Source organism: Curtobacterium sp. ME12 (genome assembly GCF_903970855.1).
Classification (GTDB): Bacteria; Actinomycetota; Actinomycetes; order Actinomycetales; family Microbacteriaceae; genus Curtobacterium; species Curtobacterium poinsettiae_A.
In genome coordinates, this window is sequence record NZ_CAJCKD010000007.1 from 25,643 (window position 1) to 49,034 (window position 23,392).

Annotated in this window: 24 protein-coding genes; 11 read left to right on the forward strand and 13 right to left on the reverse strand. The window is 70.1% G+C overall.

Features of this window, described 5'->3' with window-relative positions; all coding sequences use genetic code 11:
* Positions 1-22: 22 nt before the first annotated feature.
* From H7A73_RS05435 to H7A73_RS05450, 4 genes are read left to right on the forward strand one after another with little or no spacing between them, the layout of a single operon-like run.
* On the forward strand, positions 23-1,555 hold the full coding sequence (locus H7A73_RS05435; protein WP_247737742.1) for an SDR family oxidoreductase: 1,533 nt from the start codon (positions 23-25) through the stop codon (positions 1,553-1,555).
* The gene (locus H7A73_RS05440; protein WP_182065018.1) at positions 1,552-2,136 is read left to right on the forward strand and encodes a GDSL-type esterase/lipase family protein; all 585 of its coding nucleotides are present in this window, start codon (positions 1,552-1,554) and stop codon (positions 2,134-2,136) included. Before H7A73_RS05435 ends, H7A73_RS05440 begins: the two co-directional genes overlap by 4 nt.
* A complete protein-coding gene (locus H7A73_RS05445) occupies positions 2,136-2,567 on the forward strand; it encodes a DUF6804 family protein (RefSeq protein ID WP_182065019.1) in 432 nt (143 codons plus the stop codon). The genes H7A73_RS05440 and H7A73_RS05445 overlap by 1 nt, the downstream gene beginning before the upstream one ends.
* A 49-nt stretch (positions 2,568-2,616) precedes the next feature.
* The gene (locus H7A73_RS05450) at positions 2,617-4,191 is read left to right on the forward strand and encodes a stealth conserved region 3 domain-containing protein (RefSeq protein ID WP_182065020.1); all 1,575 of its coding nucleotides are present in this window, start codon (positions 2,617-2,619) and stop codon (positions 4,189-4,191) included.
* A 570-nt stretch (positions 4,192-4,761) separates the two neighbouring features.
* Here H7A73_RS05450 and H7A73_RS05455 read toward each other — a convergent pair.
* The 5 genes from H7A73_RS05455 to H7A73_RS05475 form a co-directional block, all read right to left on the reverse strand.
* A complete protein-coding gene (locus H7A73_RS05455) occupies positions 4,762-5,721 on the reverse strand; it encodes a phosphodiesterase (RefSeq protein ID WP_182065021.1) in 960 nt (319 codons plus the stop codon).
* A 167-nt stretch (positions 5,722-5,888) separates the two neighbouring features.
* Complete coding sequence (locus H7A73_RS05460; RefSeq protein ID WP_071403835.1) at positions 5,889-7,577, reverse strand: cytochrome b; 1,689 nt, start codon at positions 7,575-7,577, stop codon at positions 5,889-5,891.
* Positions 7,577-8,641, reverse strand: coding sequence for a ubiquinol-cytochrome c reductase iron-sulfur subunit (locus H7A73_RS05465; RefSeq protein ID WP_027465615.1), 1,065 nt, complete (start codon positions 8,639-8,641; stop codon positions 7,577-7,579). Before H7A73_RS05465 ends, H7A73_RS05460 begins: the two co-directional genes overlap by 1 nt.
* Before the next feature lie 33 nt (positions 8,642-8,674).
* Positions 8,675-9,484: a cytochrome c gene (locus tag H7A73_RS05470; RefSeq protein WP_182065022.1), complete on the reverse strand. Its 810-nt coding sequence runs from the start codon at positions 9,482-9,484 to the stop codon at positions 8,675-8,677.
* A 21-nt stretch (positions 9,485-9,505) separates the two neighbouring features.
* A complete protein-coding gene (locus H7A73_RS05475) occupies positions 9,506-10,144 on the reverse strand; it encodes a heme-copper oxidase subunit III (protein ID WP_027465617.1) in 639 nt (212 codons plus the stop codon).
* Between the two features lie 70 nt (positions 10,145-10,214).
* Here H7A73_RS05475 and trpD point away from each other — a divergent pair, with 70 nt between their 5' ends.
* Positions 10,215-11,270, forward strand: a complete 1,056-nt coding sequence (trpD, locus tag H7A73_RS05480; protein WP_182065023.1) for an anthranilate phosphoribosyltransferase — start codon at positions 10,215-10,217, stop codon at positions 11,268-11,270.
* 306 nt (positions 11,271-11,576) lie between these two features.
* Here the strand turns inward: trpD and glpK are convergent, their stop codons facing one another.
* Both glpK and H7A73_RS05490 read right to left on the reverse strand, forming a co-directional pair.
* Positions 11,577-13,088 carry a glycerol kinase GlpK gene (gene glpK / locus H7A73_RS05485; protein WP_182065024.1) on the reverse strand — a complete coding sequence of 504 codons (1,512 nt, stop codon included), beginning with the start codon at positions 13,086-13,088 and terminating at the stop codon, positions 11,577-11,579.
* 83 nt (positions 13,089-13,171) lie between these two features.
* Positions 13,172-13,897: an MIP/aquaporin family protein gene (locus H7A73_RS05490; RefSeq protein WP_182065025.1), complete on the reverse strand. Its 726-nt coding sequence runs from the start codon at positions 13,895-13,897 to the stop codon at positions 13,172-13,174.
* 316 nt (positions 13,898-14,213) lie between these two features.
* On the opposite strand from H7A73_RS05490, the gene dhaK reads away from it, so the two are divergent.
* The 3 genes from dhaK (at position 14,214) to dhaM (ending at position 16,660) form a co-directional block, all read left to right on the forward strand.
* Positions 14,214-15,215 carry a dihydroxyacetone kinase subunit DhaK gene (dhaK, locus tag H7A73_RS05495; protein ID WP_182065026.1) on the forward strand — a complete coding sequence of 334 codons (1,002 nt, stop codon included), beginning with the start codon at positions 14,214-14,216 and terminating at the stop codon, positions 15,213-15,215.
* Between the two features lie 87 nt (positions 15,216-15,302).
* The gene (gene dhaL / locus H7A73_RS05500; protein ID WP_182065027.1) at positions 15,303-15,929 is read left to right on the forward strand and encodes a dihydroxyacetone kinase subunit DhaL; all 627 of its coding nucleotides are present in this window, start codon (positions 15,303-15,305) and stop codon (positions 15,927-15,929) included.
* A complete protein-coding gene (dhaM, locus tag H7A73_RS05505) occupies positions 15,926-16,660 on the forward strand; it encodes a dihydroxyacetone kinase phosphoryl donor subunit DhaM (RefSeq protein ID WP_182065028.1) in 735 nt (244 codons plus the stop codon). The genes dhaL and dhaM overlap by 4 nt, the downstream gene beginning before the upstream one ends.
* A 41-nt stretch (positions 16,661-16,701) precedes the next feature.
* Here dhaM and H7A73_RS05510 read toward each other — a convergent pair whose 3' ends face one another.
* Complete coding sequence (locus H7A73_RS05510) at positions 16,702-17,280, reverse strand: TetR/AcrR family transcriptional regulator C-terminal domain-containing protein (protein WP_182065029.1); 579 nt, start codon at positions 17,278-17,280, stop codon at positions 16,702-16,704.
* 54 nt (positions 17,281-17,334) lie between these two features.
* On the opposite strand from H7A73_RS05510, the gene H7A73_RS05515 reads away from it, so the two are divergent.
* Complete coding sequence (locus tag H7A73_RS05515; protein WP_182065030.1) at positions 17,335-18,555, forward strand: beta-ketoacyl-[acyl-carrier-protein] synthase family protein; 1,221 nt, start codon at positions 17,335-17,337, stop codon at positions 18,553-18,555.
* Here the strand turns inward: H7A73_RS05515 and H7A73_RS05520 are convergent.
* Positions 18,542-19,375, reverse strand: coding sequence for a helix-turn-helix domain-containing protein (locus H7A73_RS05520; RefSeq protein ID WP_182065031.1), 834 nt, complete (start codon positions 19,373-19,375; stop codon positions 18,542-18,544). The genes H7A73_RS05515 and H7A73_RS05520 overlap by 14 nt on opposite strands.
* 102 nt (positions 19,376-19,477) lie before the next feature.
* On the opposite strand from H7A73_RS05520, the gene H7A73_RS05525 reads away from it, so the two are divergent.
* Entirely contained in the window at positions 19,478-20,158 is a 681-nt protein-coding gene (locus H7A73_RS05525; protein WP_182065032.1) for an SDR family NAD(P)-dependent oxidoreductase, read from the forward strand.
* A gap of 15 nt (positions 20,159-20,173) precedes the next feature.
* Here the strand turns inward: H7A73_RS05525 and H7A73_RS05530 are convergent, their stop codons facing one another.
* Positions 20,174-20,614, reverse strand: coding sequence for a GNAT family N-acetyltransferase (locus tag H7A73_RS05530; protein ID WP_182065033.1), 441 nt, complete (start codon positions 20,612-20,614; stop codon positions 20,174-20,176).
* A 238-nt stretch (positions 20,615-20,852) separates the two neighbouring features.
* Here H7A73_RS05530 and H7A73_RS05535 point away from each other — a divergent pair, with 238 nt between their 5' ends.
* Entirely contained in the window at positions 20,853-21,884 is a 1,032-nt protein-coding gene (locus tag H7A73_RS05535; protein ID WP_182065034.1) for an alcohol dehydrogenase catalytic domain-containing protein, read from the forward strand.
* Between the two features lie 16 nt (positions 21,885-21,900).
* On the opposite strand, the gene H7A73_RS05540 is transcribed toward H7A73_RS05535, so the two are convergent.
* The 3 genes from H7A73_RS05540 to H7A73_RS05550 all read right to left on the reverse strand — a co-directional run bounded on the left by H7A73_RS05540 (position 21,901) and on the right by H7A73_RS05550 (position 23,276).
* Positions 21,901-22,542, reverse strand: coding sequence for a copper resistance protein CopC (locus tag H7A73_RS05540; protein WP_182065035.1), 642 nt, complete (start codon positions 22,540-22,542; stop codon positions 21,901-21,903).
* A gap of 184 nt (positions 22,543-22,726) precedes the next feature.
* On the reverse strand, positions 22,727-22,882 hold the full coding sequence (locus tag H7A73_RS05545) for a hypothetical protein (protein WP_182065036.1): 156 nt from the start codon (positions 22,880-22,882) through the stop codon (positions 22,727-22,729).
* 127 nt (positions 22,883-23,009) lie between these two features.
* Entirely contained in the window at positions 23,010-23,276 is a 267-nt protein-coding gene (locus H7A73_RS05550) for a DUF4190 domain-containing protein (protein ID WP_182065037.1), read from the reverse strand.
* Between the last annotated feature and the right edge of the window lie 116 nt (positions 23,277-23,392).

Sequence of the window (23,392 nt, forward strand, 5' to 3'; positions counted from 1 at the left end):
CGTGCCGCGTAGCGTGCAGGGCATGCAGGTCCTCGTCACCGGCGCCACCGGGTACATCGGTGGTCGTCTCGTCCCTCGTCTCCTCGAAGCCGGCCACTCCGTCCGGGTGTTCGTGCGCAACCCCCGGAAGCTCCAGGACGTCCCGTGGAGCAGCGACGTCGACGTCGCGGAGGGTGATCTCCAGGACGCCGACGCGGTGCGCGCCGCCGTCGACGGGATCGAGGCGGTCTACTACCTGGCCCACGCGATGGGGGCCGACGGCGACTTCGAGTCGGCCGAGCGCGAAGCCGCCGAGACCATGGCGAGCGAGGCGAACGCGGCTGGTGTCAGCCGGTTCGTCTACCTGGGCGGGCTCCACCCCGACGGCGAGCTGTCCAAGCACCTCCGCAGCCGCAAGGAGGTGGGCGAGATCCTCCTCGGCTCCGGCGTGCCGACGGTCGCGTACCAGGCGGGCGTCGTGATCGGCTCGGGCAGCACCTCGTTCGAGATGATCCGGCACCTGACCGACGTCCTGCCGTGGATGCCCGCGCCGCGCTGGGTCCGCAACCACATCCAGCCGATCGCGGTGCGCGACGTCCTGTACTACCTGGTGGCCGCGCTCGACGTCCCCGCCGACGTCAACCGCACGTTCGACATCGGCGGCCCCGACGTCCTGCGGTACGGCCAGATGCTGAACGGCTACGCGGTCGAGGCGAAGCTGCCCCAGCGCCCGATCACGGTCCTGCCGGTGCTCACCCCGCGTCTCGCCGCGCACTGGTTCAACGCCGTCACCCCGATCCCGCGCAAGCTCGCGACGCCGATCATCGAGTCGCTGCAGTTCGAGTGCGTGCAGCGCGAGCACGACATCGACGACGTCGTGCCGCAGCCCGAGGGCGGGCTCACCTCGTACCGGCGGGCCGTCCGTCTGGCGCTCAACAAGATGCGGTCCGGTCAGGTCGAGACGAGCTGGCGCAGCGCGACGCTCTCGAGCGCCTCGGCCGACCCGATGCCGAACGACCCCGACTGGGCCGGGCACACGGTCTACGTCGACGACCGGAAGCGGCACTCCAGTGCGTCCGCCGAGGACGTCTGGCGCGTCGTCGAGTCGATCGGCGGCGAGAACGGCTGGTACTCGTTCCCGCTCGCCTGGGTGGCCCGTGGCTGGATGGACAAGATCGCCGGCGGTGTGGGGCTGAACCGCGGTCGTCGTGACCAGCAGCGCCTCGAGCAGGGCGACGCGCTCGACTGGTGGCGCGTCGAACGCCTGGAGCGCGGCCGCTACCTGCGGCTCCGCGCCGAGTTCAAGTCGCCCGGCCGTGCGTGGCTCGAGATGACCGTCACGCCGAACCCCGACGGTGGCAGTGACTACCACCAGCGGGCGATCTACTTCCCGCAGGGGCTCGCCGGGCGGCTGTACTGGTACGGCATCCTGCCGTTCCACGGCATCATCTTCCCCGGTATGGTCGAGCGCATCACCGCCGCCGCCGAGCGGGAGTCCGACCACACCGAATCCACGCAGCGCAACCGGACGCAGCAGACCGGGACCCCTGAGCCGGCGCACGAGGAGGCAGCATGACCGACGACCGCAGCCCCGTCCTCTTCCTGGGGGACAGCATCACCGAACAGGGCGACTGGGACACGTGGCTCCCCGACGAGCACACGCTGAACCAGGGCATCGGTGGCGACACGACCGACGGCGTGCTGACGCGCCTCGACGCCGTCGTCGCCGAACAGCCCGAGGTGATCGTGCTGCTCATCGGCACGAACGACTTCGGCAACCACCGCGCCAGCGCCGAGCACGTGGTCCGCAACGTCGAGACCATCCTCGTCACGCTCCGCCGCGAGCTGCCGGGCGTGCGCCTGCTGCTCGTGTCGATCCTGCCCAGGCAGGCCGAGTACGCCGCGAAGATCGAGCAGGCCAACCGGCACCTCCGTCAGTTCGTTGCGACGTGTCACGCGCAGTACCTCGACGCCTGGCCAGCCCTGGCCGACGGCGACCACCTCGACGCCCGTTTCACCGAAGACGGCCTGCACCTGACCGAAGAGGGCTACCGCGCGCTGGTCGGTGAACTGGTGCCGGCGCTCGAGCGTGTCCGTGACCTGCCGCCGATGTCGCGGTCGATCCAGGCGATCGACCTCGACGGCTCCGCGGACTGATGGCCGCACGCAAGGGGCGGCCCCCGGTGGGGTCGTCCCAGCACGGCGTGCCCGCCGGGTCCCCTCGACCCGCAGCCGCCGCACCGGCCAACGGCGCCCGGACCACGCCACCCTTCACCCGCCCCGCACTGGCGCCGTCGATGATCGCGGCGATCGTGCTGCTCGCGTGTGTCGCCATCGTGGACTCGTCGGGCTTCGTCTTCGCCCGCTGGGGTGTCACGGTGCTCGCGCTCATCGTGCTCGTCTTCAGCGTGCGCGGGAAGGCCTGGTGGGCTGCCCTGCTCATGGCCGCCGTCGCCGTCTGCTGGAACCCGCTCGTCACGGTGCCGATCCCCGGACAGGTGTGGGCAGCACTGCAGCTGGTGGCAGCCGCGCTGTTCATCGTGGTGGGCATCGTCGTCAAGGTGCCCCGCGAGTCGGACGGACGGTAGGATCGGCAGGTCGGGTACAGGACCCGACCGCACGACCCGAAGGGCCTGGATGAACGACGAGACCGAGCCGGTGACCGAGAGTCCTCTGCTGAACCCTCGACCGTCCTCCGGCGGTCTCGACCGATCGGACGTCGTCGTCCGCAAGGGGCGCCTGACGCTCATCAACGGACACCTCACACCGCAGCAGTCGATGATCGAGGACCTGCTGTTCCTCGACGACGCGCTCACCGCGGCTGACGTCGACCACCTGCTCATCCGCGGCAACGACCAGCGTCCGGTGATCGCCCTCGACGAACGTGACCGTCAGCGCGCCGAGAGCGCCGTGATGTCCGCGGCCGTCAACGAGCCCTTCTACGCGAAGCCCCCGGGCAAGCCTGCCGTGCTCGTGCAGGACGACGGACTCGGCTCCGTCGAGGAACCCGTGCTCCGCGTGTTCCGACCGCGGCTCGAGCCCCTCGGGCGTCTGCGGTACGGCGCAGAGACGAGCGTCCAGCTCGAGTTCTGGCGGGTCACCGACACCGAGGTCCTCGCACCCGTCGAGAACGCCCTGATGCGGCGCAGTCTGCCGGTCGAGGAGTTCGTCCTCGTCGACATCGAGCGCTACGGCCGCACCTGGCGCACCGTCGAGCACATGTTCGACGACCACGTCTCGGACATCCGCTTCCCGATCGACATCGTCTTCTCGTGGGTCGACGGCAACGCCATCGAGTACCAGCGTGCCCGCCAGGCCGCGCAGTCGAACGCCGTCCTGGGGGAGGGCGACGATGCCCCGGCCCGGTTCCGGCAGATCGACGAGCTGAAGTACGCGCTCCGCTCGGTGCACACCTTCGCGCCGTGGATCCGCCAGATCTACATCGCGACGGACTCCCCGACACCGCACTGGCTCGCCGAGCACCCGAAGGTCCGGATCGTCCGCAGCGAGGAGTTCTTCGCCGACCCGTCGGTGCTGCCGACCCACAACTCGCAGGCCGTCGAGTCGCAGCTGCACCACATCCCGGGCATCAGCGAGCACTTCATCTACTCGAACGACGACATGTTCTTCGGGCGCCTGACCGACCCGTCGATGTTCTTCAGCCCCGGATCCGTGACGAAGTTCATCCTCGCCACCACCCGCATCGGGCTCGGGTCGAACAACCCCGCACGCAGCGGTTTCGAGAACTCCGCCCGCGTGAACCGTCGCCTGCTGCAGCAGCGCTTCGGTGCGGTGACGACCCGGCACCTCGAGCACGCTCCGACGCCCCTGCGTGCCTCGATCATGACCGAGATGGAGCACGAGTTCGCTGACGAGTTCGCGTCGACGGCAGCCTCGCGCTTCCGGGCCGCGGACAACATCTCGGTGACGAACTCGTTGTACCACTACTACTCGCTGCTCACCGGGCGCGCCATCGTGCAGGAGAACGCCGACGTCCGGTACATCGACACGACGATGCAGTCCGGGCTCCGGTCGCTCGACGAGCTGCTGAAGAAGCGGAACGCCGACTTCTTCTGCCTCAACGACGGCAGCTTCCCGGAGGTCAGCGACGACGAGCGCACGCAGCGCGTGACGGACTTCCTGGAGCGCTACTTCCCGTTCCCCGCGCCGTGGGAGCGCCCCAGCGATCAGGACGCGCCAGCGGCCTGCTGAGGCGCTCCGGGCGAGCCTGCGAGCCCGGTCCCACGGGGCGATCAGGACGCGCCAGCGGCCTGCTGAGGCGCTCCGGGCGAGCCTGCGAGCCCGGTCCCACGCCGGAACCCCGCCACCGGGTTCGGGCCCTCCATCGGCCTCGACCGGACGCCACACCCCGCCACCCCCACGCCGACCGGTCACAGACCGTCGCCTCCGCCGCCCCCGAACCAACGGAACGTGACCACGCGTCGCAGGCCGAGCGGTGTGTCGCGACCACCCCGCGTGCCGGGTGGCGCGAGTCGGCGCCGCCACGGGCCTCCCGGCCGTCCTGCGTGCCGTCGGGACGTACATGCCGGCGCGCGGTCAGGGCACCCCGCCGGTTGCCCGCCGAACGGTCACGAACCGTTGCGTGCGGTGCCGCCAGACGACGCATCGTGACCACGCGACGTTGCACGCGTGGGGCGTCGTGACCGCTCGTCGCTCGGGGCCTAGGACGCCCGCACCCGCCTGGTGAGCAGAAGAGGGCGGGTCCGCATGACGGACCCGACCTCTTCTGCACTCGTGGTGCGCGACTCCTCGCGCGCGGCGCTACCGGTGAACGGGGGAGACGGGCACCGAGTCGAGCGTGAACACCGGGATGCTCGAGGTGACCGGTGCCGGCTCGACGGCCGCCGGGATCGTCACGCCGTGCGCGGCGAGTTTCGCTTCGGTTTCGAGCGCAGACACGGGCTGTCCGACGGTGGCGTAGTGGCCGATCGGCACCACCGAGTGGACGACGTTGCGCCCGTAGACGTGCACGAGGTTGAACGACTGCGCACCGTCGCGGCCGCGGGTACCGCCCTGGTACTCGGTGAGGTCCTGGGTGTAGCAGGTGGCGCTGGCGACGGACACCGGGATGCCGGCGAACACGGCACTGGTCGAGTAGTGCAGGTGACCGGCGATGATGGCGAGGACGTCGCTGCCCTCGACGACTTCGGCAAGGGCCTGCTGGTCGCGCAACTCGACGAGGACGGTGAGGTCTTGGACGCTCGGCACCGGCGGGTGGTGCATCGCCAGGATGGTGCCGTGCGGCGCTGCCTCGGACAGGACCTCGGCGAGCCAGTCGAGCTGGTCGGGGGAGACCTCGCCGTGGTGGTGCCCGGGCACGCTCGTGTCCAGCGTGATCACACGGAGACCGTTGACGTCGTACACGAAGTCGACCGGGCGATCGGTGGGCTGCAGGCCGAAGAGCTCCTGACGGAAGGCGCCGCGCTCATCGTGGTTGCCCATCGCCCAGATGATCTGCGCACCGATCCGCTGGGCGGCCGGCTCGAGGATCTCGCGCACACGGGCGTAGGCGCCCGGCTCGCCCTTGTCGGCCACGTCGCCGGTGACGACGATCGCTTCGGGACGCGTGCCCGAGGCTTCGATGTCAGCGACGATCTGCGTGAGCCGAGCGGCGGAGTCGACGTCGCCGTACAGGTCGCGGTCCCCGGAGACGAGGTGCGTGTCGCTGAGGTGGAGGAGGAAGTGGTTCGGCCTGGGGTGTTCGGCCGTCCGGCTGTCCATCGGGGTCTCATTCCGTTGGCGGATGCGTGGTGCAACACGTTGCCACACCGTCCTGGACGAGTCCAGCACGCGAGGGTGAACCAGCCGTGAACTGGGGGCGGCGTGTTGCCCTGTGCACGAAGAAACCCCCGTCACTTCGTGACGGGGGTTGCTTCGTGCGCTACCGATCAGTGATCGCCGGGGCCGACCTGGGGAGCCTGGTGGCCACCCTCGAGGTTCGGGCCGTGGTGCGCCGCGTGCGCTGCCTCGAGCTCGGCCTTCGAGACCGGCTCGATGCGGTCTTCGAAGAAGAAGCGGGAGACGCCGGCGCGGACCTTCTGCAGACCCGTGATCTTGCCCTTGGCGTTCGGGCGGATCATGAGCGGCTTGTACTCGTTGAACTGCAGGAGCTTCCACCGCTCGTACTCGTCGAGCTGCTCGTGCACCTCGATGTACTCGCCGTGGGGGAGTCGGACGATGCGCCCCGACTCGTAGCCGTGCAGGACGATCTCGCGGTCCTTCTTCTGGAGGGCGAGGCACACGCGCTTGGTGATCCAGAAGGCGATGAACGGACCGAGGACCGTCGTTGCCTGGATCACGTGGATCACGTGTTCGATCGACACCAGGAAGTGCGTCGCGATGATGTCCGACGAGGCTGCGGCCCAGAGGCTGGCGTAGAGCGTGATGCCAGCGGCACCGAACGCCGTTCGCGTCGGGGCGTTGCGCGGGCGGTCGAGGATGTGGTGCTCACGCTTGTCGCCCGTGACCCACGCCTCGATGAAGGGGTAGAGCAGGATCGCCAGGATGAGCAGCACCAGGACCGCGATCGGCGCCAGGATGTTGAACGACACCGTGTAGCCGAACCACACGACCTCCCAGTGCGGCGGGACCAGTCGGAGCGCGCCGTCGGCGAAGCCGATGTACCAGTCGGGCTGGGTACCGGCGGAGACCGGGGAGGGGTCGTACGGGCCGTAGTTCCAGATCGGGTTGATCGTGAACAGCGACGCGATGAGGGCCAGGATGCCCGCGACGATGAAGAAGAACCCACCGGCCTTCGCGGCGAACGCCGGGAGGATCGGGACACCGACGACGTTCTCGTTGGTCTTGCCCGGACCCGCGAACTGCGTGTGCTTGTTGATCACGACGAGCACGAGGTGGACACCGAGCACCGCGACGAGGATCGCCGGCAGCAGCAGGATGTGCAGCGTGTACAGGCGGCCGACGATGTCGGTCCCCGGGAACTCGCCACCGAACAGCAGGTAGGCGATCCAGACGCCGATCACCGGGACGCCCTCGATCATGCCGACGATGATCCGCAGACCGTTCCCGGAGAGCAGGTCGTCGGGGAGCGAGTAGCCGGTGAAGCCCTCGGCCATGGCGAGGACCCAGAGCAGGAACCCGAAGACCCAGTTGAGCTCACGCGGCTTGCGGAAGGCACCGGTGAAGAACACTCGGGCCATGTGCAGCATGATCGACGCCACGAACAGCAGGGCCGCCCAGTGGTGGACCTGTCGGACGAAGAGCCCGCCGCGGATGTCGAACGAGATGTCGAGCGTGGACTGCAGGGCCGTCGACATCGCCACACCCTTGAGGGGGACGTACGAGCCGTTGTAGACGACCTCGGTCATGGACGCCTGGAAGAAGAACGTCAGGAAGGTCCCGGAGAGCAGCACGACGACGAAGCTGTACAACGCCACCTCGCCGAGCATGAAGCTCCAGTGGTCCGGGAAGATCTTGCGGCCGACTTCCTTGACGAGGCCCGAGATGCTGGTGCGCTCGTCGATGTAGTTGGCGACCCCGCCGATGATGCGGGATCCGCGCTCCGGCGCCGGCTTGTTCGTCGACGTGTTCGGTGCGGTGGTGGTGGTGCTGGTCATCAGCGTTCACGCTCCCAGAAGGACGGTCCGACCGGCTCGTGGAAGTCGCTCTGGGCAACCAGGTAGCCGTCGTCGTCGATCGCGATCGGAAGTTGGGGGAGGGGGCGTGCTGCCGGACCGAAGATGACCTCGCAGTTGTTCGAGACATCGAAGGTGGACTGGTGGCACGGGCACAGCAGGTGGTGCGTCTGCTGTTCGTAGAGCGCGACGGGGCAACCGACGTGAGTGCAGATCTTGGAGTACGCGACGATGCCGTCGTAGCCCCAGTTCTCGTGACCCTTGGACGGGTTGAGGTCCTTCGGGTCGAGGCGCATGAGGAGGACGGAGGCCTTGGCCTTCTCCTCCAGCATGTGCTCGGACTCGAGCATGCCCTCGGGGATGACGTGGAACACCGAACCGATGGTGACGTCGGAGGCCTTGATCGGCAGACCCGTCGGGTCCTTCGTCAGGCGCAGGCCCTGCTTCCAGAAGGTGTGGCGGAGCAGTTCGTTGGGGTCCTCGGCCGGAGCGAGGTCACGGACCAGGACGATGCCGGGGAGCGGGAACGCGGCCAGGGCACCGATCATCGAGTTGCGGATCAGCTTGCGACGGCTGAAACCCGACTCCTTGTCGGCGAGCTGGAACGCCTCGACCGCCTTGGCACGGGTCGCATCGGTGCCGCGGGTCCCGTGGCGGAGCTCGGTGATCTCGCGGTCGACGACGAGCGACTTCGACCAGTAGACGGCACCGAGGCCGAGGGCGAGGAGCGCGAGGGCGATCGACAGGCCCAGGAAGAGGTTCGCAGTACGGACCGTTCCGAAGTCGCTCGGGTCGATCGGGAAGGCGACGTAGGCCGCGATCGACAGGACGCTGCCGACGATCGACAGGTAGAAGTACGCGGCGACCTGGCGCTCGGCCAGACGCTGCTTCTTCGGGTCGACGTCGGTGCGACGCGGGCGGTGCGGCGGCTCGCCCGGGTTCTCGAACGGGTCGACGGGGAGGACCGCGATCCCGGGGGAGGTGGTCGTGCCGTGCTTCTCGACAGCCGAGGACGAGTTCAGCGTCTCGTCGTCGTGCTCTGCCATGGTGTTCCCTTCAGTGTCGTTCGACACGGACGATCAGTTGGACTTCGCGGTCAGCCAGACGGTCATCGCGACGACCGCGCCGAGTCCGAAGATCCAGATGAACAGACCCTCGGCGACCGGCCCCAGGGAGCCGAGTGCGAAGCCACCGGGGGACTTGTTGTCCTGCACGTACTTGAGGTACGTGATGATGTCGGCCTTCTGCTCCGGCGTCAGGTTCAGGTCGTTGAAGACCGGCATGTTCTGCGGGCCGGTGAGCATGGCCTCGTAGATGTGCTTGCCGGAGACCGTCTCGAGGTTCGGGGCGTACTTGCCCTCGGTCAGCGCACCGCCGGCGCCGGCCACGTTGTGGCACATGGCGCAGTTGATGCGGAACAGCTCGGCGCCTTCGGCAGCGTCGCCGTCCTCACCGTTGGTGAGCTCGGTGGACGGGACCGACGGACCGGGGCCGAGGGAAGCGACGTACTGCGCGAGCGCGTCGACCTGCTCGTCCGTGAACTGGGCGGGCTTCTCTTCTGCCTGCGGGCCCTGAGCGGCCATCGGCATGCGGCCGGTGCCGACCTGGAAGTCGACTGAGGCGGCGCCGACACCGATGAGGGACGGGCCCTCGCTCGTGCCCTGCGCGGAGAGACCGTGGCAGGTGGCGCAGTTCGAGGCGAAGAGCTTCTCGCCCTCGTTCACCTGCGACTGGCTCGAGGCAGCGACGGTGCTCGTGCTGTCGTCGGCGTTCGCCGTGGAGCTGAACAGTGCGTACGCGCCACCGGTGGTCATGAGACCCACGACGATGAGCGACACGGTCGCCATCGGTGAACGGCGGCCCTTCTTGGACTTGGTTCTGTTGAACATGTGCTGGGGGGTGTCCAGTTCCTACTTGAGAAGGTAGATGACGGCGAAGAGGAAGATCCACACGACGTCGACGAAGTGCCAGTAGTACGACACGACGATGGCGGTGGTCGCTTCCTTGTGGCCGAAGTTCTTGGCGGCGAAACCGCGGCCGAGCGTCAGCAGGAAGGCGATGAGGCCACCGGTCACGTGGAGTCCGTGGAACCCGGTGGTCATGTAGAACGCCGAGCCGTAGGCGCTGGAGGAGAGCGTCACGCCCTCGTGCCAGAGGTTGGCGTACTCGAAGATCTGGCCGCAGACGAAGATCGCGCCCATCGCGTAGGTGACGAAGAACCACTCCGTCATGCCCCAGTGGCGCGGGTTCCAGCTCGTCCGGTGCACCTGGAAGCGCTCCGCAGCGAACACCGCGAACTGGCAAGCGAAGCTGGACAGCACCAGGATGATCGTGTTCACGGAGGCGAAGGGCACCTCGAGCTTCGCGGTCTCGGTCGCCCAGAGCTCAGGGGACGTGCTGCGGAGCGTGAAGTAGATCGCGAACAGGCCGGCGAAGAACATGACCTCGCTGCCCAGCCACACGATCGTCCCCACGGCCACGGCGTTCGGCCTGTTGAGGGCCGGACCGCTGGCTGATCTGGAGAGAGAGGTGCTAGTCACGTCCTCCATTATGGCCGAAACCCCCGACAGTGTTTTCGCAGGAGACTGGCGGGTCTCTCGAATTCACTACGATCGAGCCATGCCTGACGCACTTTCTTGGCCAGCGGTGATCAGCGCGCTCATGGCGCGCGAAGACCTGACGATCAGGCAATCCACATGGGCCATGGAGGAGATCGTGCACGGGCGGGCCACCCAGGCACAGATCGCAGCCTTCGCCGTGACGCTCCGCGCGAAGGGCGAGACCGTCGACGAGGTCGTCGGGTTCCGCGACGCGATCCTGGACGCCGCGGTTCCGCTCGACGTCGACCCGATGGCGCTCGACATCGTGGGCACCGGTGGCGACGTGGTCGGCACCGTGAACGTCTCGACCATGGCGGCCATCGTGATCGCGGCTGCCGGGGTCCCGGTCGTCAAGCACGGCAACAAGGCCAGCTCGTCGAAGTCCGGCTCGAGCGACGTGCTCGCCGCCCTCGGACTCGATCTCACGATGGACGCCGCGCGTGTCGCGGACACCTTCCGGCGTGTCGGGCTGACGTTCGCCTTCGCCAACGCGTTCCACCCCGGTTTCGCCCACGCAGGCCCGGTCCGGCGCGAGATCGGCGTGCCGACGGTGTTCAACTTCCTCGGCCCGCTCGTCAACCCCGCGCGGTGTGAGGCCAACGCCGTGGGCGTCGCCCAGCTCGATCTCGTCCCGATCATCACGGGCGTGTTCCAGACGCGTGGCGCGACGGCCCTCGTGTTCCGCGGCGACGACGGTCTCGACGAGCTGACCACCACGGGGCACAGCCACATCTGGGAGGTCACCGGCGGCCGCGTGACCGAGCACGACCTCGACCCGCGCGACCTCGGCATCGCCCGGGCACGCACCGAGGACCTGCTCGGCGGCGACCCGGAGCACAACGCCGCCGTCGTCCACCGGGTGCTCGCGGGGGAGACCGGACCCGTCCGCGACATCGTCCTGCTGAACGCCGCGGCCGGCCTCGTCTCTTTCCGGCTGGCACAGGACCCGAACGAGTCCGACCGGCCGATCCTGCAACGCTTCCGCGAACAGCTCGTCGTCGCCGCCGAGGCGATCGACTCGGGCGCCGGTGCGCGCAAACTGGCTGATTGGGTCGGCGTAGCTCCCGCCGCGTAGTCCGCGCCGCTTCCGCCCGGCTCGCACCATGCGCGGTGCGTCGCCCGGTGCGAGCCTGGCGGCTCGGTGCTGCGCTGCGAGCGCGCACCGATCGGTCAGCGCTGCACCCGGTGAACAACCGCGCACCGCGCCGTACCGTCGACCACCCGAACACCCGACCACTCGACGCCCGGCCGACCGCGACCGGCCCGCAGGAGACGCAACGCACAGGAGGCCCGGTGCCGGTTCCTGGAACCGGCACCGGGCCTCCCGTCGGTGCGATCAGTGCACGCTGTCAGCGTGCGCCTGCAGTGTCACTGCACGTCGTTACTGGACGTCCTCGTCGACCCAGTCGAAGGTCTTCGTGACGGCCTTCTTCCACAGACGGAGCGTGCGCTCGCGCTCGGCGTCGTCGAGCTGGGGCTCCCAGCGCTTGTCCTCCTGCCAGTTGGCACGGAGCTCGTCGAGGTTGGCCCAGAAGCCGACCGCGAGACCGGCAGCGTAGGCCGCACCGAGCGCCGTCGTCTCCGCGACGACCGGACGGACGACCGGCACGTTGAGGATGTCGGCCTGGAACTGCATGAGCTCGCTGTTCGCGGTCATGCCGCCGTCGACCTTGAGCTCGGTCAGGTCCACGCCGGAGTCGGCGTTGACCGCGTCGAGCACCTCGCGGGTCTGCAGCGCCGTGGCCTCGAGGGCGGCACGGGCGATGTGGCCCTTGTTGACGTAGCGGGTGAGGCCGACGATCGCACCGCGGGCGTCCGGGCGCCAGTACGGCGCGAAGAGCCCGGAGAACGCCGGTACGAAGTACACGCCGCCGTTGTCCTCGACGGTCTTGGCCAGGGCCTCGACCTCCGGGGCGCTCCCGATCAGACCGAGGTTGTCGCGGAGCCACTGGATGAGCGAGCCCGTGACGGCGATCGAACCCTCGAGGGCGTAGTGCGTCTCCTGGTCGCCGAGCTTGTAGCCGACGGTGGTGAGCAGGCCGTTCTCGGAGCGGACGATCTCGGTACCGGTGTTGAAGATCAGGAAGTTGCCGGTGCCGTAGGTGTTCTTCGACTCGCCCTGGTCGAACGCGGCCTGACCGAAGGTCGCGGCCTGCTGGTCGCCGAGGATGCCGGCGATCGGGACCTCGCGCAGCAGGCTCGAGGACTCGACGTGGCCGTAGACCTCGGAGGAGCTGACGATCTCGGGGAGCATCGACTTCGGCACGCCGAAGTCGGCGAGGATGTCGTCGCGCCACTGCAGCGTCTCGAGGTCCATGAACAGCGTGCGGGACGCGTTCGTGACGTCGGTCTTGTGGACGCCGCCGTCGACGCCACCGGTCAGGTTCCAGAGGACCCAGGTGTCGGTGGTGCCGAAGAGCAGGTCGCCCGCCTCGGCCTTCTCACGAGCACCCTCGACGTTCTCGAGGATCCACATGATCTTGGTCCCGGCGAAGTACGTCGCGAGCGGCAGGCCGACGATGGCCTTGTACTTGTCGGTGTCGCCGTCGGCGAGCTTGTCGACGAGCGCCTGCGTGCGGGTGTCCTGCCAGACGATCGCGTTGTAGATCGGCTTGCCGGTGGTCTTGTCCCACACGACGGCGGTCTCGCGCTGGTTGGTGATGCCGACGGCTGCGACGTCGTGGCGCGTGATGTCGGCACGCGACAGTGCCTGACCGATCACCTCGCGGGTGTTGTCCCAGATCTCGGCGGGGTCGTGCTCGACCCACCCGGCGCGCGGGAAGATCTGCTCGTGTTCCTTCTGCCCGGTCGAGATGATCGAACCGGAGTGGTCGAACACGATTGCTCGGGTCGAGGTCGTGCCCTGGTCGATGGCGACGATGTAGTCGGCCATTGGTGCTCCTTACGGGTGTGTTCGGTGCGGGTGCGTGTTCGGTCGTGCGGAACGGCCGTCCACGCCTTCGGGGTGGGGGTGGGTCAGCTGACGACGGGCAGCAGGGCGTAGGACAGCCCGGCGGCGAGGGCGCCACCGATCAGCGGTCCGACGACCGGCACCCAGGCGTAGGCCCAGTCGCTCGAGCCCTTGCCCTTGATGGGCAGGAAGGCGTGCGCGATGCGGGGGCCGAGGTCACGGGCCGGGTTGATGGCGTAGCCGGTGGGGCCACCGAGGCTGACACCGATCGCGATCACGAGGAACGCGACGGGGATCGCACCGAGCTCCGACGGGGTCTGCCCGTTGGTGAACGCGATGACGACGAAGACCAGCACGAAGGTGCCGATGATCTCCGTGACGAGGTTCCAGCCGTACGAGCGGATCGCGGGGCCGGTCGAGAAGACGCCGAGCTTGGCGGCCGCGTCGGGCTCCTCGTCGAAGTGCTGCTTGTAGGCGAGCCAGACGATGACCGCACCGATGATCGCGCCGATCAGCTGGGCGAGCCAGTAGAGGAACATCTCGCCGACGGTGATGTTGCCGAGGATCGCCTGCGCGAGGCTGACCGCGGGGTTGAGCTGTCCGCCGGACTTGTAGGACACGGTGACACCGGCGAAGACCGCGAAGCCCCAGCCGATCGTGACCATCAGGAACCCGGCTCCGAAGCCCTTGGACTTCGCCAGCGAGACGGCGGCGACGACGCCGCCACCCAGGATGATGAGCATCGCCGTACCGACGAGCTCGGACAGGAAATTGACGCCGATGCCGTCCATCGGTGACCTCCAGTGCGTGAGGGTGGGGGTCCGGCCGTGCTGCGCCGCACTCCCCGTTGAGTGATTGAGGCCAACCATAGTGATGCGGTTCACGGCCCGGCGATGAATTCGTGAGCGAAGTGCGGCATCGTGCACGAACGTGCAGGACGAGTGTCCCCAGCACGATCCTGACCCGGTGACGCGTCCTCGGCACGCTGCACGAACGTGCATCGTGACCGGACGGCCGCTCGTGCCGCCGATGTAGATTGGGCGCACTCCGGTCGACGACGCGCGGTGTGACCGCCACGGTTCGACCCCGTACCCGTGGAGGCACCGCATGAAGAAGCTCATCAACGACCCGCAGGCCGTGGTCGAGGAGACCGTCCGGGGCTTCGCCCGGGCACACGCCGGGCACGTCGTCCTGGTCGAGGACCCGATCCACCTGCACCGCGCTGACGCACCCGTCGCCGGCAAGGTCGGGATCGTCAGCGGCGGTGGCAGCGGCCACGAGCCGCTGCACGCCGGCTTCGTCGGGTACGGCATGCTCGACGCCGCGGTGCCCGGCCCGGTGTTCACGAGCCCGACGCCCGACCCGATCGTCGCCGCGACGAAGGCCGTCGACGGCGGTACGGGCGTGCTGCACATCGTGAAGAACTACACCGGCGACGTGCTCAACTTCGAGACGGCCGCCGAGCTCGCGGCGATGGACGACGTCCGCGTCGAGTCCGTCGTGGTGGATGACGACGTCGCGGTGCAGGACTCCCTGTTCACCGCCGGCCGTCGCGGTGTCGCCGGGACCGTCGTGGTGGAGAAGTGCGCCGGCGCCGCCGCCGAGCGCGGGGACGACCTGGACGCGGTCGCCGCGGTGGCCCGGCACGTCAACGACGTCACGCGGTCGATGGGGCTCGCGCTGGCGTCTGGCACCGTCCCGCACGCCGGGGAGCCGTCCTTCGTGCTGGCCGACGACGAGGTCGAGCTCGGCATCGGCATCCACGGCGAGCCGGGCCGCGAGCGGATCGCGATGGCACCGGCGGACGAGCTGGTCGACCGCGTGCTCGAGCCGATCCTGACCGACCTCGACGCCCCGGCCGGCTCGTCGCTGCTGCTCCTGGTGAACGGCATGGGCGGCACCCCGCTGTCCGAGCTCTACATCGCCTACCGACGCGCCGCCGAGGTCCTCTCCGACCGCGGCTACCAGGTCACGCGTAGTTTGGTCGGCGACTACGTCACGTCCCTCGAGATGCAGGGGTTCTCGCTCACCGTCACGGTGCTCGACGACGAACTCACTGCCCTCTGGGACGCCCCGGTGGAGACCCCGGCCCTGCGCTGGGGACGCTGACCGACCGCGACTGCGGCCGACCACAGTCACTCGACCACCGGACCACGACACCGGGCCCGCCGGGCCGGACACACGAAGGGAACCGCATTGGCGCTCGACACCGCATGGGCCATCGACTGGGTCCGTCGCACCGCCGCGACGATCGACGAACACCGCGCCGAGCTCGTCACGCTCGACCGCGAGATCGGGGACGGCGACCACGGCGAGAACCTCGACCGCGGGTTCCGGGCCGTGCTCGAGGCCGTCGACTCCGGGTCCTTCGACACCCCGGGTGCCGTGCTCAAGACCGTGGCGACGAAGCTCATCTCCACCGTGGGCGGGGCGGCCGGCCCGCTCTTCGGCACCGCCTACCTGAAGGCGGCGCAGGCCGCCGGTGACGCGGCCGAACTCGACGCGGACACCCTCGTCGCCGTCCTCACCGCCGCCCGCGACGGAGTCGTGTCCCGCGGCAAGGCCACGGTCGGCGACAAGACGATGGTCGACGCGTGGAGCCCCGCGGTCGACGCCGCAGCAGCGGCTGCCGGCGCCGGCGACGACCCGAAGGCCGTCCTCACCGCGGCAGCCGACGCCGCCGCGCAGGGTGCGGCGGACACCGAGCCGCTCGTCGCCCACAAGGGCCGCGCGAGCTACCTCGGCGACCGCGCGATCGGGTACCGCGACCCCGGTGCGCAGTCGACCGCGTACATCCTGCGCGCAGCGGTGGACGCAGCGTGACCGTCGGCATCCTGGTCGTCTCGCACAGCGCGGCGATCGCGACCGGCACCGTCGAGCTGGCCCGGCAGATGGCGGCGGACGTGCCGCTCGTCGCCGCGGGCGGCACGGACGACGGCGGCATCGGTACCTCGTTCGAGGCGATCTCCGCCGGCATCGAGGAACTCGCCCAGGCGGACGCCGTCGTGGTGCTGTGCGACCTCGGCTCCGCCTACCTGACGACCGACACCGCGCTCGACTTCCTGGACGACGACGTCCGAGACCGCGTCCACGTGTCGCCGGCCCCGCTGGTCGAGGGCACGGTGGCGGCTGCGGTCGCCGCCCAGACGGGTGGTGACGCCGACGCGGTGCTGGCCGCCGCGGCATCGGCCGCGGGTTCCGAGGCGGACGCGAGCAGCGCCTCCCTTCCGTCCGGTGACCAGCCTGGAGGCGCGGGGCCGGCTGACGGGGCTGCTCCCGTCGACGGCGCGGCCGGCGCCGACCGAGTCAGCGCATCGGTCGAGCTGGTGAACGAGACCGGGCTGCACGCCCGGCCCGCCGCGGAGTTCGTGAAGACGGCGGCGAAGTACGACGCGAGCGTGCACGTCAACGGCGTGGATGCGAAGAGCCTGCTGGCGATCATGGCCCTGGCGCTGCCGAAGGGTGCGACGGTGTCGGTCGACGCGACCGGGCAGGACGCGCAGGCCGCAGTCGACGCCCTGGTGGAACTGGTCCGGTCCGGCTTCGGCGAGTGACGCCGCCGCCGGGGGAGACCCCGGCGGCGGTGCCCGCCCGGTCACCGGATCGAGATCGTCCCCGCCAGGTCGAGGTCCGAGGGGCCGCCGGTGACCCCGGCGTCCGCGAGCAGGGTGGCACCGAACACGGCGCTCCAGAACGTGCGGGCGTCCCGGGCGACGCCGCTCGGGCTCGTCCAGCCCTGATCGTCGACGACACGTTCCAGGTAGCGCTCGGACTGCCGGAACAGCACGGCGAGCAGCAGTCGCACGCGCTCACGCTGCGCCGGGTCGTCCCCGGCGGCCCCGAGCGCCCGGACCACGAGCGGGGTCGACGGCATCGCGAGGGCGGTGCGAGCGAGGACTTCCCGGAACGACTCCGGCGAGCGGGCTCGCCGGCCGGCCGCCTGCAGTCGCGTGGTGTCGCGGAGGAACAGCGCGAACGCGGCGTCGAGCACCAGGCGGTCCTTCGAGCCGTAGTGGTGCGTGATCTGGTTCGGGTAGACACCCGCGGCCCGGGCGACCTCGCTGACGGTGACGCTCCGAGTGCCCGCACTGAGCAGTCCGGCCGTCGCCGCGAGGATCTTCGCCCGTGTCGCCGCGCCGCGTGCCGTGCCGGAGCCGTCCACCGTGGTTGCCATGTCGGAATTGTACGTGGTACAACTCAACTTGTTCAACGTACAAGAGGAGTTCCCGTGGACATCGTCATCACCGGCTACGGCGCGGTCTCACCCTTCGGCCACGGCGTCACGCCGCTCTGGGACGCCCTGGTGGCCGGTCGCTCCGGCGTCCGCGCCCTGCACCGCGACGGAGCGCTCTGGCAACAGGTGCCGATCCGGGTCGGTGCCGATGCCGCCCTCGACGCCGACGGAGCGCTCGGGCGGGTCCGTGCGAACCGTCTCGACCGCAGTCAGCAGCTGGCACTCGTCGCCGCGGACGAGGCCTGGGCCGACGCCGGTGCCCCCGCGGTGGAGGGCGACCGCCTCGCCGTGGTCATCGGCACCGGGATCGGGGGAGTGGAGACGCTCCTGGACGCCCACGACGTGCTCGGTGCGTCCGGTGCCCGGCGGGTCTCACCGCGCACGGTGCCGATGCTCATGGCGAACGGTGCCGCCGCGCAGATCAGCATCGCGTACGGGGCGCGAGGCGGCGCCTACACGACGGTGTCGGCCTGCGCCTCGGGGGCCGAGGCCATCGCCACCGCCGCACGACTCATCGCCACCGGTGAGGCCGACGTGGTCATCACCGGCGGGACCGAGGCCGCCGTCACCCCGGTGACGATGGCATCGTTCGCCCAGTCACAGGCCCTCGCGAAGCCCGACGGCGACGACCCCACCACCCTGTCACGGCCGTTCGACGCCGACCGCCGCGGCTTCGTCCTCGGCGAGGGCGCCGGCATCGTCGTGCTCGAGCGTGCCGACCACGCCGCGGCCCGAGGACAGCGGTCGCACGGCTCGCTCGCCGGATGGGGGATCACCTCGGACGCGCACCACATCACCGCACCGCTGGCGGACGGCAGCGAGCAGGAGCGGGCCATGCGCGCCGCGATCCGTATGGCGGGACTCACCGGCGGCGACGTCGACCACGTGAACGCGCACGCTACCGGCACCCCCGTCGGCGACGTCGGCGAGGCGGCCGCCATCAGCCGCGCTGTGGGGACCGGCGCCCTGGTCAACGCGCCGAAGAGCGCGATCGGGCACATGTTCGGCGCTGCCGGAGCCGTCGAGGCGATCCTGACCCTGCGGGCGCTCGAGACCGGCACCGTTCCGCCGACCCTGAACCTCGACCGGCTCGACCCCGCGGTGGACCTCGACGTCGTCTCCGGCGCAGCTCGGACCGCGCCGCTCCGTGCCGCGTTGAACAACTCGTTCGGGTTCGGCGGTCAGAACGCGTCGCTGGTGTTCACCGCGGCATGAGCTCCTGCAGGCCCGTGACCCGGAGCAGGTCGAGCTTCGCGGCGTCCTCGGAGCCCGGCACGACCGTGTAGACGACGATCCGCAGGTCACCGCCGGGAACGCTCAGCACGTCGCAGTCGATCTCCACCGGCCCGACGGGCGTGTGCACGACCTTGCGGCTCGCACGGTGCTCGGCGATCCGGCCGGTCTCCCAGCGGCGGGCGAACTCGGGGGACTCCCGCAGCAGCCGTTCGACCAGGTCCGCGAGGTCACGGTCCGCCGGGTAGCGGCCGTACGCCTGCCGCAGGTCGGCGGCGAGGTCGCTCGAGAACTCCTCCTGGTGCTCGTCGTCCCAGTCCACCCCGTCGCGCTCCTGCATGAAGTGCCGCCAGACCAGGTTGCGATCGAGCCCGACGTACCGCGAGGGGTCGCCGTTCACCGCGGCCCACAGCTCGTTCCAGAGCACGATGTCGTGGGTCGCCGTGAACACCGCGAGCGGGACGTCGCCGAGCCGGTCCACCAACCGCTGCACGCCCGGCGTGATGTGCCGCGGCACCACCTGACGCGACGGCGGGGCGACGCCGGCCACCCGGCACAGGTGGTCCCGCTCCTCGGACGACAGCCGGAGCGCCGTCGCGAGGGCCGCGAGCAGCTGCGGCGACGGGTTCGTCGCCCGGCCCTGCTCGAGGCGGACGACGTAGTCGACGCTCACGCCCGCCAGCGCGGCGAGCTCCTCGCGGCGGAGCCCCGGGGTCCGTCTGCCGGGGCCGGCCGGCAGGCCGACCGCCTCGGGACGCACCCGGTCACGCCAGGAACGCAACACGTTCGCGAACTCGCTCATGTCCACCATCATCGCCCCGCGCCTCCTGTCCGTCCTGGTACTGCCGGTCCCACCGTCGCACCGTGCCTGGGGGAGCCGGGTCGGCGGGGGCAGGCTGGACGCATGACAACGACACTGATCACCGGGGCCAACCGCAGCCTCGGACTCGAGACCGCACGCCGACTGCTCGAAGCCGGCCACACCGTCTACGCCGGCATGCGCGACCCGGCCAACGGCGACGACGCCCGCGCCCTCGGCGTACACGTCGTGCAGCTGGACGTCACCGACCAGGCCAGCATCGACGCGGCGATCGCGACGATCCCCGAACTCGACGTCCTCGTGAACAACGCCGGGATCCTCGGCACCTCGTTCGGGGTCGACGACCTCGACGCGAGCGCGATGGCGACCGTGCTCGACACCAACGTCACCGGGATCGTGCGGGTGACCCAGGCCGCGCTGCCCCTGCTGCGACGCTCGGCAGCACCCGTCATCGTGAACGTCTCGTCGGGGGTGGGGTTCCCGCGCTGGCTGACGACGCCGGGGCACGACGAGTACGGGGTGCCGGCGGTGCCGTACGCGGCGTCGAAGGCGGCCGTGATCGCGCTGACCGTGCAGTACGCGAAGAACCTGCCCGGGTTCCGGGTGAACGCGAGCGACCCGGGCTACACGGCGACGGAGTTCAACGGGTTCGGCGGACACCAGACGATCACCGAGGGCACCGATGCCACGGTCATGCTCGCGACGATCGGCACCGACGGGCCGACGGGGGAGTTCCACAACCGCGAGGGCCGGATCGAGTACTGACGGACAGCGCCGGCGTCAGTCGTGCACGTCGGCACCGAACCCCGGCCCGGGGCGCATCATCCAGCCGTCCGGGTCGGGCAGCGGGCGGAACCCGAACCGTTCGTACAGCCCGTGGGCATCCGCGGTGAACAGGGCGAAGCGCTTCAGGCCGAGCGGCTCGACCGCCTCGGTCACGCCACGCACGAGTTCGATCCCGACGCCGCGGCCCCGGGCGTCGGGGTCCACGAACACGTCGGCGAGCCACCCGAAGGTCACGCCGTCGGTGATCACCCGCGCGTAGCCGAGCTGCTCGCCGGTCGTCGCGTCGTACACGCCGAAGTTCCGGGAACCGGCGATGATCGCATCCTGCGTCGCACGGTCACGCCCGCGAGCCCAGTAGGACTCCTCGCTGAGCCAGCGGTGCACGCGGTCGACGTCGAGGTCGGCGGGGTCGGCGGAGAAGCGCAGGTCGGTCACGTGACGAGTCAACCGGCGAACGCGCCTGCGGCGCAACGGCCGATCGGGGTTCCGTGGACCGTTCGGGCGGGCGGGCGGTCGGGAGGCCGTCGACCTGGAGGCCCGTGGGGACCCCGGCGCGCGGGTCGCGTCGGGCGGTTGGTGGCGCTGGTCCGCTGTCGGGCGTCCGGCGTCCGGCGTCCGGCGTGCGACGTCCGGCGTCCGGCGTCCGGCGTCCGGCGTCTGTCAGGATGGCCGCATGCGCGCCGTCCAGTACGCCCAGTTCGGTTCCGTCCCCTCGATCGTCGACCTGCCGGAGCCGGTCGCGCCCGAGCACGGCGTCGTCGTCCGGGTGGCGGCCACCGGTGTCTGCCGCAGCGACTGGCACGCGTGGAAGGGCCACGACGACTCCGTCCGGCTGCCGCACGTGCCCGGGCACGAGTTCGCCGGCGTCGTCGCCTCCGTCGGTGCGGGCGTCCAGCGCTTCGCGGTCGGCGACCGGGTCACGGCTCCGTTCGTGTTCGCCTGCGGGACCTGCGCCGAATGCCTCGACGGCGCCACCCAGGTGTGCACCGCCCAGCAGCAGCCCGGGTTCGACCTGCAGGGCTCGTACGCGGACTCCCTGGTCGTCCCGCACGCCGACCTCAACCTCGTCGCGCTGCCCGACGCCGTGGACTTCGCGGTGGCGGCGGCGCTGGGCTGCCGGTTCGGCACCGCGTTCCACGCCCTCCACGCCCGGGGGCGCGTCGCCGCAGGGGAGTGGGTCGTGGTCTACGGCTGCGGTGGAGTCGGGCTCTCCGCGGTCATGGTCGCCGTGGCCGCCGGCGCGCACGTGGTCGCTGTCGACGTCTCCGCGGCCGCACTCGAACGCGCCGCCGCCCTGGGTGCCGACACCGTGCTGATGGACGCCGATGCCGTCACCACGGTCCGATCCCGCACAGGTGGCGGAGCGCACGTCTCGCTCGACGCCTACGGCAGCCGTGCCACCTCCGTCGCCGCCGTGGCGTCCCTGCGTCCGCGCGGCCGGCACGTGCAGGTCGGGCTGCTGCTCGACGACGAAGCCGCTCCGGCGATCCCGATGGGCCGGGTCATCGCGGACGAACTCGAACTGCTCGGCAGTCACGGCGCAGCGGTCGGGGAGTACGGCGCGATGCTCGACGCCGTCGTGTCCGGGCGACTGCGTCCGGAGCAGACGATCGGCCGCACGATCGGCTTCGACGACCTGCCCGAGGCGCTCGTCGCGATGGACCGACCAGCGACGTCGTCGGGCATGACCGTCGCGGTGTTCTGAGGCTCGGAGCGTCCCGTCAACCCTCGGTCCGCGCGTCCGCGCCCCGGCGGATGCGGAGCACGACCGCGCCGATGACGAGCACTGCCAGGATCCCGACGACCCCGAACAGGAGTGCCGGGCCGCCGTGGCCGTGCGCGTGCGTTCCGGCACCCGTGTTCGGTGCGGCTCCCGCTGCCGCTGTCGTCGGTTCCGAGGATGATGTGGGCGCGGTCGTCGGGCTCGTCGTCGTGGGTGGGACGGTCGGGGATGCGACCGGTTCCACCGAGAACGCGAGCTGCCCCTCGATCGGATGGCCGTCGGGGGAGACGTACCGCCAGACGAGGGTGTGCGGGCCGGGGGAGAGCGACACCGCCTTGGACATCGAGGTGCCGTCGACGGCCACCGCTCCGGAGGACTCGTCGGTCCCGCCGTCGTCTCGGACCTCGATGCGCAGGCCGGCTTGGAGCCCGGCAAGCGGCGCCTCACTGAAGGTGAGTGTCACTCGCTCAAGGTCGGCAGCCACCGTGGCGCCGTCCGCCGGATCACTCGAGGTCAGTGCTGCGTGCGCCGACGCAGGTGTCGTCCCGATCAGCACGAGGAACGCGGACAGGGCGACGGCGAACAGGACCCGGGGCGTCGCAGCTCGTGAGCGGCGTTGGTCATCTCGGTGAGCGTGCACGCGTCCACGCTAGGGAAGCGATGTCGAGCGTCCCGTCAGCCGAGCGGGGCCACTCGCAACCTCTGAGTTGACATAATATGCATTATCGGCGCACGGGTACGACGCCCGAGCACGCTCAGTGAGCAGAAGAGGTCGAGTCCTGTGCACGGACTCGACCTCTTCTGCTCACTGGATGACGACGGCGTCAGTCGGCGGGCTGCGTCGGGACGTCGTCGGCGTCGATCTCGAGCGCTGCCGGCTCGCCGCCCTGTTCCTCCAGGGTGTCCTGGTCGGTGTCGGGCTGCTCCGGCGACTCGGTCTGGGTGGTCTCTTCGGCTGGGTCAGGCTGGCTGTAGCTCATGGGCCGCACGGTACGCCCGCGTCCCTGAACAGCTACACGCTCGGCGCCGGAAACACCTCGTGAGCACCAATGGTCGAGTCCATCCACTGGACTCGACCACTGCTGCTCACGAACTGCCGCAGACCGATCACATGTTCGCGAGAGCCACCGCGTTGATGATGAAACCGATCACGCCGATGACGATGGCGACGATCGACAGGATGATGCCCGCCATGATCATCCCGCGGCTGCCACCACGCTTACGCGCCGAGATGCCGAGCACGAGACCGACGATGCCGCCGATGACTCCGACGATCGGCACGAACAGGCCAACGACGGTCCCGATGATGCCGAGCACCAAGGAGACGATGGCGAAGGTGTTCGACTGCGCCGGTGCGTTGCCGGGGTTGGACATGGTGGAGCTCCTTCTGGTCAGGACGCCGATCCAGGCCGGGTAGCCGATCGTGAGCGTCGTTCAGAACGCTAGTCCTCACACACGGCTGATGCCCAGATTCGCGCCCGGAGCCTGTC

Bases quoted from the DNA above. Each gene is read 5' to 3' on its own strand.
- H7A73_RS05435 (WP_247737742.1), top strand. From the start codon at position 23: ATGCAGGTCCTCGTCACCGGCGCCACCGGGTACATCGGTGGTCGTCTC.
- H7A73_RS05440 (WP_182065018.1), top strand. From the start codon at position 1,552: ATGACCGACGACCGCAGCCCCGTCCTCTTCCTGGGGGACAGCATCACC.
- H7A73_RS05445 (WP_182065019.1), top strand. From the start codon at position 2,136: ATGGCCGCACGCAAGGGGCGGCCCCCGGTGGGGTCGTCCCAGCACGGC.
- H7A73_RS05450 (WP_182065020.1), top strand. From the start codon at position 2,617: ATGAACGACGAGACCGAGCCGGTGACCGAGAGTCCTCTGCTGAACCCT.
- H7A73_RS05455 (WP_182065021.1), bottom strand. From the start codon at position 5,721: ATGGACAGCCGGACGGCCGAACACCCCAGGCCGAACCACTTCCTCCTC.
- H7A73_RS05460 (WP_071403835.1), bottom strand. From the start codon at position 7,577: ATGACCAGCACCACCACCACCGCACCGAACACGTCGACGAACAAGCCG.
- H7A73_RS05465 (WP_027465615.1), bottom strand. From the start codon at position 8,641: ATGGCAGAGCACGACGACGAGACGCTGAACTCGTCCTCGGCTGTCGAG.
- H7A73_RS05470 (WP_182065022.1), bottom strand. From the start codon at position 9,484: ATGTTCAACAGAACCAAGTCCAAGAAGGGCCGCCGTTCACCGATGGCG.
- H7A73_RS05475 (WP_027465617.1), bottom strand. From the start codon at position 10,144: ATGGAGGACGTGACTAGCACCTCTCTCTCCAGATCAGCCAGCGGTCCG.
- trpD (WP_182065023.1), top strand. From the start codon at position 10,215: ATGCCTGACGCACTTTCTTGGCCAGCGGTGATCAGCGCGCTCATGGCG.
- glpK (WP_182065024.1), bottom strand. From the start codon at position 13,088: ATGGCCGACTACATCGTCGCCATCGACCAGGGCACGACCTCGACCCGA.
- H7A73_RS05490 (WP_182065025.1), bottom strand. From the start codon at position 13,897: ATGGACGGCATCGGCGTCAATTTCCTGTCCGAGCTCGTCGGTACGGCG.
- dhaK (WP_182065026.1), top strand. From the start codon at position 14,214: ATGAAGAAGCTCATCAACGACCCGCAGGCCGTGGTCGAGGAGACCGTC.
- H7A73_RS05510 (WP_182065029.1), bottom strand. From the start codon at position 17,280: ATGGCAACCACGGTGGACGGCTCCGGCACGGCACGCGGCGCGGCGACA.
- H7A73_RS05520 (WP_182065031.1), bottom strand. From the start codon at position 19,375: ATGAGCGAGTTCGCGAACGTGTTGCGTTCCTGGCGTGACCGGGTGCGT.
- H7A73_RS05525 (WP_182065032.1), top strand. From the start codon at position 19,478: ATGACAACGACACTGATCACCGGGGCCAACCGCAGCCTCGGACTCGAG.
- H7A73_RS05535 (WP_182065034.1), top strand. From the start codon at position 20,853: ATGCGCGCCGTCCAGTACGCCCAGTTCGGTTCCGTCCCCTCGATCGTC.
- H7A73_RS05545 (WP_182065036.1), bottom strand. From the start codon at position 22,882: ATGAGCTACAGCCAGCCTGACCCAGCCGAAGAGACCACCCAGACCGAG.
- H7A73_RS05550 (WP_182065037.1), bottom strand. From the start codon at position 23,276: ATGTCCAACCCCGGCAACGCACCGGCGCAGTCGAACACCTTCGCCATC.